This window comes from Klebsiella sp. 141161, from assembly GCF_050600815.1.
GTDB lineage: Bacteria > Pseudomonadota > Gammaproteobacteria > Enterobacterales > Enterobacteriaceae > Klebsiella > Klebsiella aerogenes.
Genome location: NZ_JAQIRN010000003.1, coordinates 465,522 through 481,553, shown reverse-complemented (window position 1 = coordinate 481,553; position 16,032 = coordinate 465,522). Strand labels below are relative to the sequence as shown.

The window sequence follows — 16,032 nt, the reverse complement described above, 5'->3', positions numbered from 1 at the left end:
CAATCTCTTTCGCAGAGCAAAGCTTAAGATTATGACAAAGCGCACATAATTTATGTCGTTTTGTTACAGACTTACTTCTCAGCTTTTTTAACGATAAGTCATGGTTATATCGAAAAAAAATTGAAAATCCGTCAAAGCTGAAACGGTTAAATGTAAATACGCAGGCAGGAAGAGATGGGGAATTATTACTGCGTTTTAATAAGATTAATTCGCATCGAAAAAATATCGATTCTTAATTCACTGATTCTGAAATAAAAAAAACGCCGCAGTGCGCGGCGTTTCATGAAGACGGTGAGCATTACTCGCCGATTTTAGCCCAGGTGTCACGCAGGCCAACGGTGCGGTTGAAGACCAGATGGCTCTCGGTGGCGTAGCGGCTGTCGAGGCAGAAGTAACCTTCGCGCTCGAACTGGTATGCTTTACCCGCCTGCGCTTTCGACAGGCTCGGCTCCGCGAAACCTTGCTTGATGACCAGCGATTCCGGGTTCATTACCGCCAGGAAGTCATCCGCCGCGCCCGGGTTCGGCACGCTAAACAGACGGTCATAGAGGCGAATTTCAACCGGCAGCGCGTGCGCCGCGCTCACCCAGTGGATAACGCCTTTAACCTTGCGGCCATCGGCCGGGTCTTTGCTCAGGGTGTCGGCATCGTAAGTACAGAAGATGGTAGTGATATTACCTTCTGCATCTTTCTCAACGCGTTCCGCTTTAATCACGTAGGCGTTGCGCAGACGCACCTCTTTACCCAGCACCAGACGCTTGTACTGTTTGTTGGCTTCTTCGCGGAAGTCCGCGCGATCGATCCAGATCTCAGCGCTGAATGGTACCTCGCGGCTGCCCATCTCCGGCTTGTTCGGATGGTTCGGCATCGCCACCATTTCGCTTGCGCCCTGCGGATAGTTTTCGATAACCAGTTTAACCGGATCGATTACCGCCATCGCGCGCGGCGCGTTTTCGTTAAGATCTTCACGAATGCACGACTCCAGCGACGCCATCTCAATGGTGTTGTCCTGCTTGGTCACGCCGATGCGTTTGCAGAACTCGCGGATGGATTCAGCGGTATAACCACGACGGCGCAGACCGGAAATAGTCGGCATACGCGGGTCATCCCAACCTTCCACGTGCTTTTCCGTCACCAGCTGATTCAGCTTACGCTTGGACATCACGGTGTATTCGAGATTCAGGCGCGAGAATTCATACTGACGCGGATGCACCGGAATACTGATGTTGTCGAGCACCCAGTCGTACAGACGACGGTTGTCCTGGAACTCCAGGGTACACAGCGAGTGGGTGATACCTTCCAGCGCATCGCTGATGCAGTGGGTGAAGTCGTACATCGGGTAGATGCACCACTTGTTGCCGGTCTGATGGTGTTCCGCAAATTTAATGCGATACAGCACCGGGTCACGCATCACGATGAACGGCGACGCCATGTCGATCTTCGCGCGCAGGCAAGCTTTACCCTCTTCAAAGCCGCCGGTGCGCATTTTTTCGAACAGCGCCAGGTTCTCTTCCACGCTGCGATCGCGGTATGGGCTGTTTTTACCCGGCTCTTTCAGGGTACCGCGGTATTCGCGGATCTCGTCGGCGGACAGTTCGTCAACGTAGGCCAAACCTTTGTTGATCAGTTCAACCGCATACTGATGCAGCTGATCGAAGTAATCAGAGGAGTAGCAGACATCGCCGGACCAGTGGAAACCTAACCACTGCACGTCGTTTTTAATCGACTCCACGTATTCGATATCTTCTTTCACCGGGTTGGTGTCATCGAAACGCAGATTACATTGACCTTGGTAATCCTGAGCGATGCCGAAGTTCAGGCAAATGGATTTTGCATGGCCAATGTGCAGGTAGCCGTTCGGTTCCGGCGGGAAGCGGGTATGAACGGTGGTGTGCTTACCGGTAGCCAGATCTTCATCGATGATCTGACGGATAAAGTTAGTCGGGCGGGCTTCTGCCTCACTCATCACGGGTTCCTCAAAGCGTAAACAACGTATAACGGCACATGATCTTACAAGCAGGACGCAGAGACAACTATTAGTTACGCAAAATACGTATCTGTTGTTGGATATGGGGGTATTTGCGGCAAAAAAAAGCGGCGCAGGTTTCGCTGCGCCGCTGAGGCAAAACTCTACTCAGGAGCCTTACTTGCCTTTAATCTCGAACAACGGCGTTTGGCCGGCGACAACGTTACCCGTTGCCTGAATCACCAGCGCGCTGTAATCATCGCTGTTGCTGCAGACGACCGGACTAATCATCGAGCGAGCGTTGGCGTTGAGGAACGCCAGATCCATTTCCAGAATCGGCTCGCCGGCTTTCACCTGTGCGCCCTCTTCAACCAGACGTTTAAAGCCTTTGCCTTCCAGCGCGACGGTATCGATGCCCATATGGACGACGATTTCCGCGCCATTATCGGTTTCCAGGCAGAACGCGTGGTTGGTGTTGAAGATTTTCACCACCGTACCGGCCGCCGGCGCGACAACGATGTTATCGGTCGGTTTCACCGCGACACCGTCACCGACGGCTTTGCTGGCGAAGGCTTCATCCGGCACCTGCTCAAGCGCCACCACTTCGCCGGTAATCGGGGAAACCAGCGCTTCGACGGTTTTAGCGTTTGCAACCGCCTGCGGTTTGGCCGCAGGCGCGGCGGCTGGCGCGCTGTCAGTCGAGACGGCGGTAGCGGCAACCGGACCACGGGCAACCACTTTCTTCATGGCGTCGCCAACGGATTCCGCTTTCGCGCCAACGATGACCTGGATAGTCTGTTTGTTCAGTTTCACCACGCCGGAGGCGCCGAGACGTTTACAGGCGGCATCGTTGACTTTCGCCGAGTCGCCGACGGTCAGACGCAGACGGGTGATACAAGCATCAATGGCTTTCAGGTTATCGGTACCGCCTACGGCTGCGATGTAGTTGGTCGCCAGCTGAGTCAGACCTTCTTCGGTGTTGCTGTTGGCTTCTTCAGTCACGACGTCGTCGGTTTTATCTTCACGACCCGGCGTTTTCAGGTTGAACATGCGGATAACCGCGCTGAACAACAGGAAGTAAACGAAGAAGAACACCACGCCCATCACCAGCAGCATCCAGACGTTTTTGCTGGCTGCCGGCAGGCTGTACATCAACACGTAGTCGATAGCGCCCGCGGAGAAGGAGAAGCCCGCGTGGATACCCAGCGCCGTTGCGATGAACAGGCTGATACCGGTCAGGATAGCGTGCAGGAGGTACAGCAATGGCGCCAGGAACATGAACAGGAATTCCAGCGGCTCGGTCACACCGGTCAGGAACGCGGTGATGGCCACGGACAGCAGCATACCGCCGACCATCGGACGACGCTCTTTCGGCGCAGCCATGTACATCGCCAGCGCAGCGCCCGGCAGACCAAACATCATGATCGGGAAGAAGCCGGACATGAACATCCCCGCGGTACCGTCACCGGCATAGAAGCGGTTGATGTCGCCGTGGAAGACCGCGCCCGCGGCGTTGGTGAACTCGCCAATCTGGAACCAGGCGATGGTGTTCAGCACCTGATGCAGACCGGTTGGGATCAGCAGACGGTTGATGAAACCGAAGATACCGGAACCCAGCGCGCCCGCAGACACGATCCATTCGCCACCCGCATGAATAGCGTGCTGCACCGGCGGCCAGACATAGCCGAAGATGGCAGCCAGCACCAGACAGAAGAAGCCGGTAGCGATAGGTACGAAGCGTTTACCGCCGAAGAAGCTCAGGAAGTCTGGCAGTTTAATGCCGGCCCAGCGGTTATAAACAGCACCCGCGACCAGACCGGTAATGATACCCGCCAGCACGCCCATGTTAATTTCCGGGTTAATGGTGACCATCGCTTTGGTCATCACGAAATAACCTACCGCGCCGGCCAGCGCCGCAGAACCCGCGTTATCTTTGGACCAACTTGATGCCACGCCGATGGCGAAGATCAACGCTAAGTTGTCAAAGATTGCCCCACCCGCTTGCGCGATGAAGGGTACGTTCAGCAGATCTGGTTGCCCGAATCGCAGCAGCAAGGCCGCGACCGGCAGCACTGCGATAGGGAGCTGTAACGCCCTACCCAGCCGCTGAAAGAAACCTAAAATATTCATCTTATTCCCCCTATGAGACCCCGATGAGGCTCATTTCAAAGCCACTTTTTTATTGTGTAACAAGGTCGGATTTATCACTTACCGGCAAAGTGTGTGAAAAATTAATTCGTATCGCAAATTAAACGGGTATTTTTTGTGACTATAATCACCAAATATCGTATTCCCCCCTCCCTTTGACTGGCTAACATCGAAAACTTATTTTATCATTCAAAAAATCAACACGGATTGACCCCGGTCGGCGCAGTTGCTGCAATACTCTTCATAGTATGCTGGCGCCAATCCGCCAGGTTCTAATTTAACTATAGAGGTGAAGAATGAGACTGATCCCCCTGGTAACAGCTGAACAAGTAGGTAAATGGGCTGCCCGTCATATCGTTAACCGCATTAACGCGTTCAAACCGACCGCGGACCGTCCGTTCGTACTGGGTCTGCCTACCGGTGGTACGCCTCTTACCGCTTACAAAGCGCTGGTTGAAATGCATAAAGCAGGCCAGGTTAGCTTCAAGCACGTTGTTACCTTCAACATGGATGAGTATGTCGGCCTGCCGAAAGAGCATCCAGAAAGCTATCATAGCTTCATGCACCGCAATTTCTTTGACCATGTTGATATTCCAGCTGAAAATATCAACCTGCTGAATGGTAATGCGCCGGATATCGATGCAGAATGCCGTCGTTATGAAGAAAAAATCCGCTCCTACGGTAAAATCCACCTGTTTATGGGCGGCGTAGGTAACGATGGTCATATCGCGTTTAACGAACCGGCCTCTTCTCTGGCGTCCCGTACCCGTATTAAAACCCTGACCCATGACACCCGCGTGGCCAACTCCCGCTTCTTCGACGGCGATGTGGATCTGGTGCCGAAATATGCGCTGACCGTGGGCGTGGGTACTCTGCTGGATGCGGAAGAAGTGATGATTCTGGTGCTGGGCCATCAGAAAGCGCTGGCGCTGCAGGCGGCGGTCGAAGGTAACGTCAACCACATGTGGACCATCACCTGTCTGCAGCTGCATCCGAAAGCGGTTGTGGTCTGCGACGAGCCGTCCACGATGGAACTGAAAGTGAAGACTCTGAAATATTTCAACGAATTAGAAGCTGAAAATATTAAAGGTCTGTAATGTAGTCCGTCCCGCGCCCTGGCGTGGGACCATCTTTTTCTTTGTATGCCACACCAGAACAATGCGAGTTGAGCTGGTGGGGCGTATATACCGGGGGTCGTAATGTATGCATTAACCCAGGGCCGGGTTTACACCGGTCATGAAATTCTCGATGACCATGCGGTTGTTATCGCCAATGGCCGTATCGAACGTCTCTGTCCGCTGGCTGATTTGCCGTCTGAAATTGAGCAACGCTCGGTCAACGGCGCGATTATTGCCCCCGGTTTCATCGACGTCCAGCTGAACGGCTGCGGCGGCGTGCAGTTCAACGATAGTCCGGATGCGGTCACCGTCGAAACGCTGGAAATTATGCAGAAAGCGAATGAGCGTTCCGGCTGCACCAACTTCCTACCGACGCTGATTACCTCCAGCGATGACCTGATGAAGCAAGGCATTCGCGTGATGCGCGAATACCTGCAAAAACACCCGAACCAGGCGCTGGGTCTGCATCTGGAAGGGCCGTGGTTGAATATCGTTAAAAAAGGCACTCACAACCCGGACTACGTGCGTAAACCGGACGCCGCGCTGGTCGACTTCCTGTGCGACAACGCCGACGTTATCACCAAAGTGACGCTGGCCCCTGAACGCGTCGAACCGGAAGTGATCCGTAAACTGGTTGCCGCCGGCATCGTCGTTTCAGCAGGCCACTCTAATGCTACGCTGAAAGAGGCGAAAATCGGTTTCCGCGCCGGTATCACTTTTGCGACGCACCTTTATAATGCCATGCCATATATTACCGGTCGCGAACCAGGCCTGGCCGGCGCCATTTTCGACGAGCCGGATGTCTACTGCGGTATCATCGTCGACGGTATGCACGTCGATTATGCCAACGTGCGTAACGCTAAACGCCTGAAAGGCGATAAACTGTGCCTGGTGACTGACGCCACCGCGCCGGCAGGAGCTAATATTGACCAGTTCATTTTTGCTGGTAAAACAATATACTACCGCAATGGTCTGTGCGTGGATGAAAACGGCACCCTCAGCGGCTCTTCGCTGACCATGATTGAAGGGGTACGTAACCTCGTTGAACATTGCGGCGTGGCGCTGGACGAAGTGTTGCGTATGGCGACGCTCTACCCGGCGCGCGCGATTGGCGTGGACAAGCAGCTCGGCAGCATTGCGCCGGGTATGGTCGCTAACCTGACCGCTTTCAGCCGCGATTATAAAATCATCAAGACCATCGTTAATGGTAACGAGGTCGTCACTGAGTAAGTAAAAGTATGACAGCAGGCGGACAAGCTCAAATTGGTAACGTCGATCTGGTAAAACAGCTGAACAGCGCGGCCGTCTATCGGCTGATTGACCAACATGGTCCCATCTCGCGCATTCAGATAGCGGAACAAAGTCAGCTTGCCCCTGCCAGCGTAACCAAAATTACGCGTCAGCTTATTGAGCGCGGCCTGATCAAAGAAGTCGATCAGCAGGCCTCCACCGGGGGGCGCCGCGCCATCTCTATCATTGCGGAGACCCGCAATTTCAACGCCATCGGCGTGCGGCTTGGCCGCTATGACGCCACTCTGACCCTCTATGATTTAAGCAGTAAGACGCTGGAAGAAGAGCATTTCCCGCTGCCGGAGCGTACCCAGGAAACCCTCGAGCACGCGCTGCTGAATATCATCGCCACCTTTATTGAAAATTGTCAGCGCAAAATCCGCGAGCTTATCGCCATTTCGGTCATTTTGCCGGGGCTGGTCGATCCGGAAAGCGGCGTTATCCGCTATATGCCACATATTCAGGTCGAGAACTGGGGGCTGGTCGGCGCGTTGGAAAAACGCTTTAGCGTCACCTGTTTTGTCGGCCACGATATCCGCAGTCTGGCATTGGCCGAGCACTATTTTGGCGCAAGCCAGGATTGCGAAGACTCCATCCTGGTGCGCGTACACCGCGGTACCGGCGCGGGCATTATTTCCAACGGGCGTATTTTTATCGGCCGTAACGGTAACGTCGGTGAAATTGGCCATATCCAGGTTGACCCATTAGGCGAGCGCTGTCACTGCGGCAACTTCGGTTGTCTGGAAACCGTCGCCGCGAACGCCGCCATTGAGCACCGCGTCCGTCATCTGCTTGAGCAGGGCTATCAAAGCCGTATCACGCTTGATGACTGTAATATCAAAACCATCTGCAAAGCGGCAAATAAAGGCGATGCGCTGGCCTGTGAAGTGATCGAATACGTTGGTCGTCATCTGGGTAAAACCATCGCCATCGCCATCAATCTGTTTAACCCACAAAAAGTGGTGATTGCCGGCGAAATCGTCGAGGCGGAAAAGGTGCTGCTGCCGGCCATTGAAGGTTGTATCAACGGCCAGGCGCTGAAAGCGTTTCGTAAAAACCTGCCCGTGGTACGTTCGACGCTCGATCACCGCTCGGCCATCGGCGCCTTCGCGCTGGTCAAGCGCGCGATGCTCAACGGCATCCTGCTACAGCATTTGCTGGAAAGCTAATCCAGCTTTATAGTTTCGCCTTTCGTTAATGATGTTGGACTGTCCATGACCATTCAAAACGTAATTTGTGATATCGACGGCGTGCTGATGCACGATAACGTGGCTGTTCCCGGCGCCGCTGAATTTATCAAACGCATCCTGGATAAAGGCATGCCGCTGGTGATGCTGACCAACTATCCTTCGCAAACCGGCCAGGACCTGGCCAACCGTTTCGCCACCGCCGGTATCGAAGTGCCGGATACCGCGTTCTACACCTCCGCCATGGCCACCGCTGATTTCCTGCGTCGCCAGGAAGGTAAAAAAGCCTATGTGGTTGGCGAAGGCGCGCTCATCCACGAACTGTATAAGGCCGGCTTCACCATCACCGACGTTAACCCTGATTTCGTCATCGTTGGCGAAACCCGCTCCTTTAACTGGGAAATGATGCATAAAGCGGCTTTCTTCGTCGCCAACGGCGCGCGTTTCATCGCCACCAACCCGGATACTCACGGCCGTGGCTACTACCCTGCTTGCGGCGCGCTCTGTGCGGGAATCGAAAAAATCTCCGGCCGGAAACCGTTTTATGTCGGTAAGCCGAGCCCGTGGATTATTCGTTCCGCGCTTAACAAAATGCAGGCCCACTCCGAGCAAACGGTGATCGTCGGCGATAACCTGCGTACCGATATCCTCGCCGGTTTCCAGGCGGGCCTTGAGACCATTCTGGTGCTCTCCGGAGTCTCCACACTGGATGATATCGATAGCATGCCGTTCCGCCCGTCGTGGATTTATCCGTCGGTCGCCGAAATCGACGTTTTTTGAGCCGAAACCACGTCCCTGGACGTGGTTTTTTATTTTTGGTGCTGCCAAAAATAGATTCATCTAATGAAAATGGCTTACCACTAAACAATCATCAATAAAGCCGCGCTAAACATACTCATTTTTCAACATCCGGCAATCAGCATTGCACTTTTTACTTTCCTGCCAGTAAATCTCTTGCGCCCCACTCTCCTTTACGGCATTTTCTTTAACACGCACTAAGACCTTGCAAGAGACGAGGTCTGCATAACATCACTACAAGACAGGGTAACGGAGAAGGCTATGTGTTCTATTTTTGGCGTACTGGATATCAAAACTGACGCAGGCGAACTGCGTAAAAAGGCACTGGAACTTTCCCGCCTGATGCGCCACCGCGGACCGGACTGGTCCGGCGTTTATGCCAGCGATAAAGCGATTCTCGCCCACGAACGTCTGTCGATCGTCGACGTCAACGCCGGGGCCCAGCCGCTCTATAACCAACAAAAAACCCATGCGCTGGCGGTCAACGGTGAAATTTACAACCACCAGGCGCTGCGCGCCGAATATGGCGATCGCTACCAGTTCCAGACCGGTTCCGACTGTGAAGTAATCCTCGCGCTGTACCAGGAAAAAGGGCCTGAGTTCCTCGATGAACTGCAGGGGATGTTTGCCTTCGCGCTGTATGACAGCGAGAAAGACGCTTACCTGATTGGCCGCGACCATATCGGTATTATCCCGCTGTATATGGGCCACGACGAGCACGGCAACTTCTACGTCGCCTCTGAAATGAAAGCGCTGGTGCCGGTCTGCCGCACGATTAAAGAGTTCCCTGCGGGTAGCTACCTGTGGAGCCAGGATGGCGAAATTCGCCAGTACTACCAGCGCGACTGGTTCGACTACGACGCGGTAAAAGACAACGTCACGGATAAAAACGAGTTGCGTCAGGCGCTGGAAGAGTCAGTAAAAAGCCACCTGATGTCCGACGTACCTTACGGCGTGCTGCTCTCCGGCGGCCTGGACTCGTCGGTGATTTCGGCCATTACCAAAAAATACGCCGCCCGCCGCGTTGAAGATCAGGAGCGCAGCGAAGCCTGGTGGCCGCAGCTGCACTCATTCGCGGTCGGCCTCGAAGGCTCCCCTGACCTGAAAGCGGCGCAGGAAGTCGCGAACCACCTCGGCACCGTGCATCACGAAATTCACTTTACGGTGCAGGAAGGGCTGGATGCGATCCGCGACGTTATCTATCACATCGAAACGTATGACGTGACCACCATTCGCGCCTCGACGCCGATGTACCTGATGTCGCGTAAAATTAAAGCCATGGGCATTAAAATGGTGCTCTCTGGCGAAGGTTCCGATGAAGTCTTCGGCGGCTATCTCTACTTCCACAAAGCGCCGAACGCCAAAGAACTGCATGAAGAAACGGTGCGTAAACTGCAGGCGCTGCACATGTTTGACTGCGCCCGCGCCAACAAAGCGATGTCTGCCTGGGGGGTAGAGGCCCGCGTACCGTTCCTCGATAAGAAATTCCTCGATGTGGCGATGCGCATCAACCCGCAGGATAAAATGTGCGGCAACGGCAAAATGGAAAAACATATTTTGCGCGAATGCTTTGAGTCCTATCTGCCAGCCAGCGTCGCCTGGCGCCAGAAAGAGCAGTTCTCCGACGGCGTGGGCTATAGCTGGATTGATACGCTGAAAGAAGTGGCGGCAAAACAGATTAGCGACCAGCAGCTGGAGACGGCAAGCTTCCGCTTCCCGTACAACACGCCGACCTCTAAAGAAGGTTATCTGTACCGCGAAATCTTCGAAGAGCTGTTCCCGCTGCCAAGCGCGGCGGAATGCGTACCCGGCGGCCCGTCCGTCGCCTGCTCTTCGGCGAAAGCCATCGAGTGGGATGAAGCGTTCAAAACCATGAACGATCCATCAGGACGCGCGGTCGGCGTGCACCAGTCAGCTTATAAATAAGCAATCAACACGCATAGCGGACCCTACGGGGTCCGTTTTTTTTATGCCGAATTTGGCAAATAAAAACGATAAATAATCAATTCTTGCCGATTATTGCAGCATGCTGTTCGCAACCTAACCAAACAGTCACATTACGACGATTTTCCTTGAAAAAGTGGTTGACGCTCGCAGGCCCAATACGCATAATGCGCCCCGCAACGCCGATAAGGTAACGCGAAAAAAAGATGGCTACGTAGCTCAGCTGGTTAGAGCACATCACTCATAATGATGGGGTCACAGGTTCGAATCCCGTCGTAGCCACCATCTTTTTTTGCGGGAGTGGCGAAATTGGTAGACGCACCAGATTTAGGTTCTGGCGCCGCAAGGTGTGCGAGTTCAAGTCTCGCCTCCCGCACCATTCACCAAAAAGCGTTGCACGGATGGGGTATCGCCAAGCGGTAAGGCACCGGTTTTTGATACCGGCATTCCCTGGTTCGAATCCAGGTACCCCAGCCATATTTCTTCGATATTTGCGGTTAGCCGCGACGGTATTGGGGTATCGCCAAGCGGTAAGGCACCGGTTTTTGATACCGGCATTCCCTGGTTCGAATCCAGGTACCCCAGCCATCGAAGAAACAGCATGACAATTTGGCTACGTAGCTCAGCTGGTTAGAGCACATCACTCATAATGATGGGGTCACAGGTTCGAATCCCGTCGTAGCCACCATATTCAGGACTATCGGTTAACATCGGTAAATCCGTAAAAATTTGTTGGGGTATCGCCAAGCGGTAAGGCACCGGATTCTGATTCCGGCATTCCGAGGTTCGAATCCTCGTACCCCAGCCAAATTCAAAAGACGTTCCTCTGTGAACGCAGCCTGTTGGGGTATCGCCAAGCGGTAAGGCACCGGATTCTGATTCCGGCATTCCGAGGTTCGAATCCTCGTACCCCAGCCACTTATTCACAAAAAAGCTCACTTCGGTGAGCTTTTTTGCTTTCTGCGGATAGTCATCTTGCCGATGCAGGTACTGCAAAACTTTAGTCTGCAGCACCCATCGGCAAATGCCTCTTTACAACCCTAACGCATACTTCAATGCCTGGCGCTTTAATACTCCAGCACGTTCGGCTGCCATCAAGCCAATATTACGCAACACGCGTACCGGCGCTAAATCGTTGCTGAAGCCGGCATAGAACAGATCCATGCCGGATTGCATAATAAAGTTATCCGCCCGACGCCGCGCCTGATAGCGCTTCAGCACCGGCAAGCTGGACCAGGCTTCCCCGCGCCCGCGGGCTTCCGCCAAAATATCCAGCAGCGCGTCAACGTCGCGATAGCCAAGGTTAACCCCCTGCCCCGCCAGCGGATGAATGGTATGCGCCGCGTCCCCCACCAGCGCCAGTCCCGGTTGCACGTACTGCAATGCATGACGGCGGGTTAACGGGAAGGCGCCGGCGCTCATCGGCGTCACGCCGCCCAGACGTTTCGGAAAATGCGCGCTGATTTCCTGCTGCAGTTGGGACATCGACATCCCCTGCAGCTGGCGGATGCGCGCCGGGGTGTCGTACCACACCAGCGACGCCCAGTTATCGAATAGCGGCAGGAAGGCGCGTGGCCCGCTGGGGGTAAACTGTTGCCAGGTGCTATCACCGGGATCGTCGGCGCACTGCACGCTAATTAGCATACAGGATTGTTGATATTGCCACGCCTGAACGCCGATGCCGGCCAGTTCGCGCACCTGAGAATTCGCGCCGTCTGCGCCGATCGCCAGTTGCGCCGTGCAAACGCTCTCATCGCTCAGGCGCAGCGAAACGCCCTGCGGCTCACGATTAAGCTCGCTTAACGTCACGCCAACCCGCAAGGTCACCTGCGGATGGGCTTCGAGCGCCTGCCACAGCGCCAGCTGTAGCACGTTATTTTCCACCATATAGCCAAGCTCAGGCAGCTTCAGTTCGGCGGCATTAAAGTCAACGTGCGCGCTTTCCCACTCCCAGGTTTCAAGACGACGATAAGCATGCGCGCGCATAGCGCGCACCGCCTCCCAGACGCCGAGGCTTTTGAGCAAGCCGACCGACGACGCGCTGATCGCCGAAATACGCACATCCGGCGCCGCAGCGGCATCAAAGGCCGGAGGCGCGTGTTTTTCTATCACCGTCACCGAAAACCCGTGTTGCGCCAGCCCCAGCGCCAGCGCGCCGCCGACCATTCCGCCGCCGACAATGGCGATATCTGTTGCATGAATTGTCATGGCAATTATCCTTAAAGCTGATTTCCTTAAGTTTACCGGATTTTTTGCGCCTTGCGGGGGATCGTGGTCGCACTGGTCAGGTGGCAACCAAAGCATTACAATGCGTACCCTGCAAACGAATTCTAATTCTTAACTTATACCCGTCTTTATAATTGAGCATGAGCAAGTCGATGACAAAAAAACTCCATATTAAAACCTGGGGCTGTCAGATGAACGAATACGATTCATCCAAGATGGCCGATCTGCTGGATGCCACCCATGGGTATCAACTCACAGAAGTGGCCGAAGAAGCGGACGTGCTGCTGCTCAACACCTGCTCAATTCGCGAGAAGGCGCAGGAAAAAGTGTTCCATCAGCTTGGCCGCTGGAAACTGCTGAAAGAGAAAAAACCCGGCGTGATTATCGGCGTCGGCGGCTGCGTTGCCTCCCAGGAAGGCAAGCTGATTCGCCAGCGCGCCCATTACGTTGACATTATTTTTGGCCCGCAGACGCTGCACCGCCTGCCGGAGATGATCGACGCGGTGCGCAACAACCATAAACCGGTTATCGACGTGAGCTTCCCGGAAATCGAAAAATTCGATCGCCTGCCGGAACCGCGCGCCGAGGGGCCGACCGCCTTCGTTTCCATCATGGAAGGCTGCAACAAATACTGCACTTACTGCGTGGTGCCCTATACCCGCGGTGAAGAAGTAAGCCGTCCGTGCGACGATATTCTGTTTGAAATCGCCCAACTGGCGGCGCAAGGGGTGCGTGAAGTCAACCTGCTCGGGCAGAACGTGAACGCCTGGCGCGGCGAAAACTACGACGGCACGACCGGCAACTTTGCCGATCTGCTGCGTCTGGTCGCCGCCATCGACGGTATCGACCGTATTCGCTTCACCACCAGCCACCCGATTGAGTTTACTGACGATATCATCGAGGTCTATCGCGATACCCCTGAGCTGGTGAGCTTCCTGCATTTGCCGGTGCAGGCCGGTTCCGATCGCGTGCTGAACCTGATGGGCCGTACCCACACCGTGCTGGAATATAAAGCGATTATCCGCAAGCTGCGCGAAGCGCGCCCGGATATTCAGATTAGCTCCGACTTTATCGTCGGCTTCCCGGGCGAAACGACGGAAGACTTCGAAAAAACCATGAAGCTGATTGCCGAGGTTAACTTTGACGTCAGCTACAGCTTTATCTTCTCTGCCCGCCCGGGCACCCCGGCGGCGGATATGGTCGACGATGTCTCTGAAGCCGATAAAAAACAGCGCCTGTACATTCTGCAGGAGCGTATTAATCAGCAGGCGATGGCGTGGAGCCGCCGCATGCTCGGCACCACCCAGCGTATTCTGGTAGAAGGCACGTCGCGTAAGAGCCTAATGGAGCTCTCCGGGCGCACCGAGAACAACCGCGTGGTGAACTTCGAAGGTACGCCGGATATGGTCGGTAAATTCGTCGACGTGGAAATCGTCGATGTCTACACTAACTCACTGCGCGGCAAAATTGTCCGCACCGAAGACGAGATGGGGCTGCGCGTCGTGGAATCGCCGGAATCGGTCATTGCGCGTACGCGTAAAGAAAACGATCTGGGCGTCGGCATCTACCAGCCGTAATCCCCGAAGGCCTGTCGGTTCCGACAGGCCTTGTATTTCCCCTCCTCGCCCCTATATCTACAGCAATGCTTGCGCCATATTCCCGTGACGTGAATAATTTCCTTATTGGCCGGATGACGATTGTCCTCCGGCAACACACGTAATAAGAGGAACAGTTTGAACATAGAAACCCGTGAAATTACCCTGGAGCCAGCGGACAATGCCCGCCTGTTAGCACTGTGCGGCCCGTTTGACGACAACATCAAACAGCTGGAGCGCCGGTTGGGTATTGAGATCAACCGCCGCGACAATCATTTTAAACTGACCGGCCGCGCCATCTGCGTGCACGCCGCGGCAGATATTCTGACAAGCCTGTATGTTGATACCGCGCCAATGCGCGGCCAGATTCAGGATATTGAACCGGAACAAATCCACCTGGCTATTAAAGAAGCCCGGGTGCTCGAGCAGAGCGCCGAGAGCGTGCCGGAATACGGTAAGGCCATCAATATCAAAACCAAACGCGGGGTCATCAAACCGCGTACGCCAAACCAGGCGCAGTACATCGCCAATATCCTCGACCACGACATTACCTTTGGCGTCGGGCCTGCGGGTACCGGTAAAACCTACCTCGCGGTTGCCGCGGCGGTAGATGCCCTGGAGCGCCAGGAAATTCGCCGTATTCTGCTGACCCGTCCGGCGGTCGAAGCAGGCGAGAAGCTCGGCTTCCTGCCGGGCGACTTAAGCCAGAAGGTTGACCCGTATTTGCGCCCGCTGTACGACGCGCTATTCGAGATGCTCGGCTTTGAGAAAGTCGAGAAGCTGATTGAGCGTAACGTCATTGAAGTCGCGCCGCTGGCCTACATGCGCGGGCGTACGCTGAATGACGCCTTTATCATTCTCGATGAAAGCCAGAACACCACCATCGAGCAGATGAAGATGTTCCTGACCCGTATCGGCTTTAACTCGAAAGCGGTTATCACCGGCGACGTTACCCAAATCGACCTGCCGCGCAATACCAAATCAGGTCTGCGTCACGCCGTTGAAGTGCTGGCGGAAGTCGATGAAATCAGCTTCAACTTCTTCCACAGCGAAGACGTGGTGCGCCACCCGGTGGTCGCCCGCATCGTCAATGCCTATGAGGCATGGGAAGAAGCCGAACAAAAACGTAAAGCAGAACTGGCCGCCGAGCGCAAACGCGAAGCCCAGGAACAGGAGCAAAAATGAGTCAGGTGATTCTCGATTTACAGCTGGCCTGCGAAGACACCGGCGGTCTACCGGACGAAGCCCTCTTTCAACGCTGGGTGGATGCCGTCATCCCGCAGTTCCAGGAAGAGTCAGAGTTAACGATTCGCCTGGTCGATGTCGCCGAAAGCCACGAGCTGAACCTGACCTATCGCGGCAAGGATAAGCCGACTAACGTCCTCTCCTTCCCCTTCGAAGCCCCGCCGGGCATTGAGATGCCGCTGCTCGGCGATCTGATCATCTGCCGCCAGGTGGTTGAACAGGAAGCCAAAGAGCAGGAAAAACCGCTGGAGGCCCACTGGGCGCACATGGTCGTGCACGGTAGCCTGCACCTGCTGGGCTACGATCATATCGAAGACGACGAAGCGGAAGAAATGGAAGGCCTCGAAACAGAGATAATGCTTGCTCTGGGCTATGAGGATCCGTACATTGCCGAGAAGATTGCTGAATAGTAACTTGCCGGATGACGGCGCGAGCGCCTTATCCGGCCTACATTTATGCGTATCCCAAGCCTGATAAGCGTAGCGCCATCAGGCGAAACATGCCGTACGACGCTG

11 protein-coding genes and 7 tRNA genes are annotated in these 16,032 nt (G+C 54.9%); 15 read left to right on the top strand and 3 right to left on the bottom strand.

Features of this window, described 5'->3' with window-relative positions; translation table 11 throughout:
- Positions 1-298: 298 nt before the first annotated feature.
- Both glnS and nagE read right to left on the bottom strand, forming a co-directional pair.
- Positions 299-1,966, bottom strand: coding sequence for a glutamine--tRNA ligase (glnS, locus tag PGR79_RS10600; RefSeq protein WP_045381516.1), 1,668 nt, complete (start codon positions 1,964-1,966; stop codon positions 299-301).
- Between the two features lie 177 nt (positions 1,967-2,143).
- Positions 2,144-4,096, bottom strand: coding sequence for a PTS N-acetyl glucosamine transporter subunit IIABC (gene nagE / locus PGR79_RS10595; RefSeq protein ID WP_113373855.1), 1,953 nt, complete (start codon positions 4,094-4,096; stop codon positions 2,144-2,146).
- A gap of 314 nt (positions 4,097-4,410) precedes the next feature.
- Between nagE and nagB the strand changes: the two genes are divergently transcribed.
- The 12 genes from nagB (at position 4,411) to PGR79_RS10535 (ending at position 11,369) form a co-directional block, all read left to right on the top strand.
- Entirely contained in the window at positions 4,411-5,211 is an 801-nt protein-coding gene (gene nagB, locus PGR79_RS10590) for a glucosamine-6-phosphate deaminase (protein WP_015367707.1), read from the top strand.
- 102 nt (positions 5,212-5,313) lie between these two features.
- A complete protein-coding gene (gene nagA / locus PGR79_RS10585; protein WP_015367708.1) occupies positions 5,314-6,462 on the top strand; it encodes an N-acetylglucosamine-6-phosphate deacetylase in 1,149 nt (382 codons plus the stop codon).
- Positions 6,463-6,470: 8 nt separating this feature from the next.
- A complete protein-coding gene (gene nagC, locus PGR79_RS10580; RefSeq protein WP_087860229.1) occupies positions 6,471-7,691 on the top strand; it encodes a DNA-binding transcriptional regulator NagC in 1,221 nt (406 codons plus the stop codon).
- Between the two features lie 45 nt (positions 7,692-7,736).
- Positions 7,737-8,489: an HAD-IIA family hydrolase gene (locus PGR79_RS10575; protein WP_045392984.1), complete on the top strand. Its 753-nt coding sequence runs from the start codon at positions 7,737-7,739 to the stop codon at positions 8,487-8,489.
- A gap of 279 nt (positions 8,490-8,768) precedes the next feature.
- Positions 8,769-10,433, top strand: a complete 1,665-nt coding sequence (gene asnB / locus PGR79_RS10570; protein WP_015367711.1) for an asparagine synthase B — start codon at positions 8,769-8,771, stop codon at positions 10,431-10,433.
- Between the two features lie 226 nt (positions 10,434-10,659).
- Positions 10,660-10,736: transfer RNA gene (locus tag PGR79_RS10565), tRNA-Met, on the top strand.
- A gap of 9 nt (positions 10,737-10,745) precedes the next feature.
- Positions 10,746-10,830: transfer RNA gene (locus PGR79_RS10560), tRNA-Leu, on the top strand.
- A 23-nt stretch (positions 10,831-10,853) separates the two neighbouring features.
- Positions 10,854-10,928 (top strand) — tRNA-Gln (locus PGR79_RS10555).
- 36 nt (positions 10,929-10,964) lie between these two features.
- Positions 10,965-11,039: transfer RNA gene (locus tag PGR79_RS10550), tRNA-Gln, on the top strand.
- A gap of 23 nt (positions 11,040-11,062) precedes the next feature.
- Positions 11,063-11,139 (top strand) — tRNA-Met (locus tag PGR79_RS10545).
- A 45-nt stretch (positions 11,140-11,184) separates the two neighbouring features.
- Positions 11,185-11,259: transfer RNA gene (locus tag PGR79_RS10540), tRNA-Gln, on the top strand.
- Between the two features lie 35 nt (positions 11,260-11,294).
- A tRNA-Gln gene (locus tag PGR79_RS10535) sits at positions 11,295-11,369 on the top strand.
- A 114-nt stretch (positions 11,370-11,483) separates the two neighbouring features.
- Here PGR79_RS10535 and ubiF read toward each other — a convergent pair.
- Entirely contained in the window at positions 11,484-12,659 is a 1,176-nt protein-coding gene (gene ubiF, locus PGR79_RS10530) for a 3-demethoxyubiquinol 3-hydroxylase (protein WP_113373854.1), read from the bottom strand.
- A 170-nt stretch (positions 12,660-12,829) separates the two neighbouring features.
- Here ubiF and miaB point away from each other — a divergent pair, with 170 nt between their 5' ends.
- The 3 genes from miaB (at position 12,830) to ybeY (ending at position 15,927) form a co-directional block, all read left to right on the top strand.
- Complete coding sequence (miaB, locus tag PGR79_RS10525; RefSeq protein WP_045381508.1) at positions 12,830-14,254, top strand: tRNA (N6-isopentenyl adenosine(37)-C2)-methylthiotransferase MiaB; 1,425 nt, start codon at positions 12,830-12,832, stop codon at positions 14,252-14,254.
- A gap of 156 nt (positions 14,255-14,410) precedes the next feature.
- Positions 14,411-15,457 carry a PhoH family protein gene (locus tag PGR79_RS10520; protein ID WP_015367714.1) on the top strand — a complete coding sequence of 349 codons (1,047 nt, stop codon included), beginning with the start codon at positions 14,411-14,413 and terminating at the stop codon, positions 15,455-15,457.
- A complete protein-coding gene (gene ybeY / locus PGR79_RS10515) occupies positions 15,454-15,927 on the top strand; it encodes an rRNA maturation RNase YbeY (RefSeq protein WP_087860233.1) in 474 nt (157 codons plus the stop codon). The genes PGR79_RS10520 and ybeY overlap by 4 nt, the downstream gene beginning before the upstream one ends.
- The last annotated feature ends 105 nt before the right edge of the window (positions 15,928-16,032 follow it).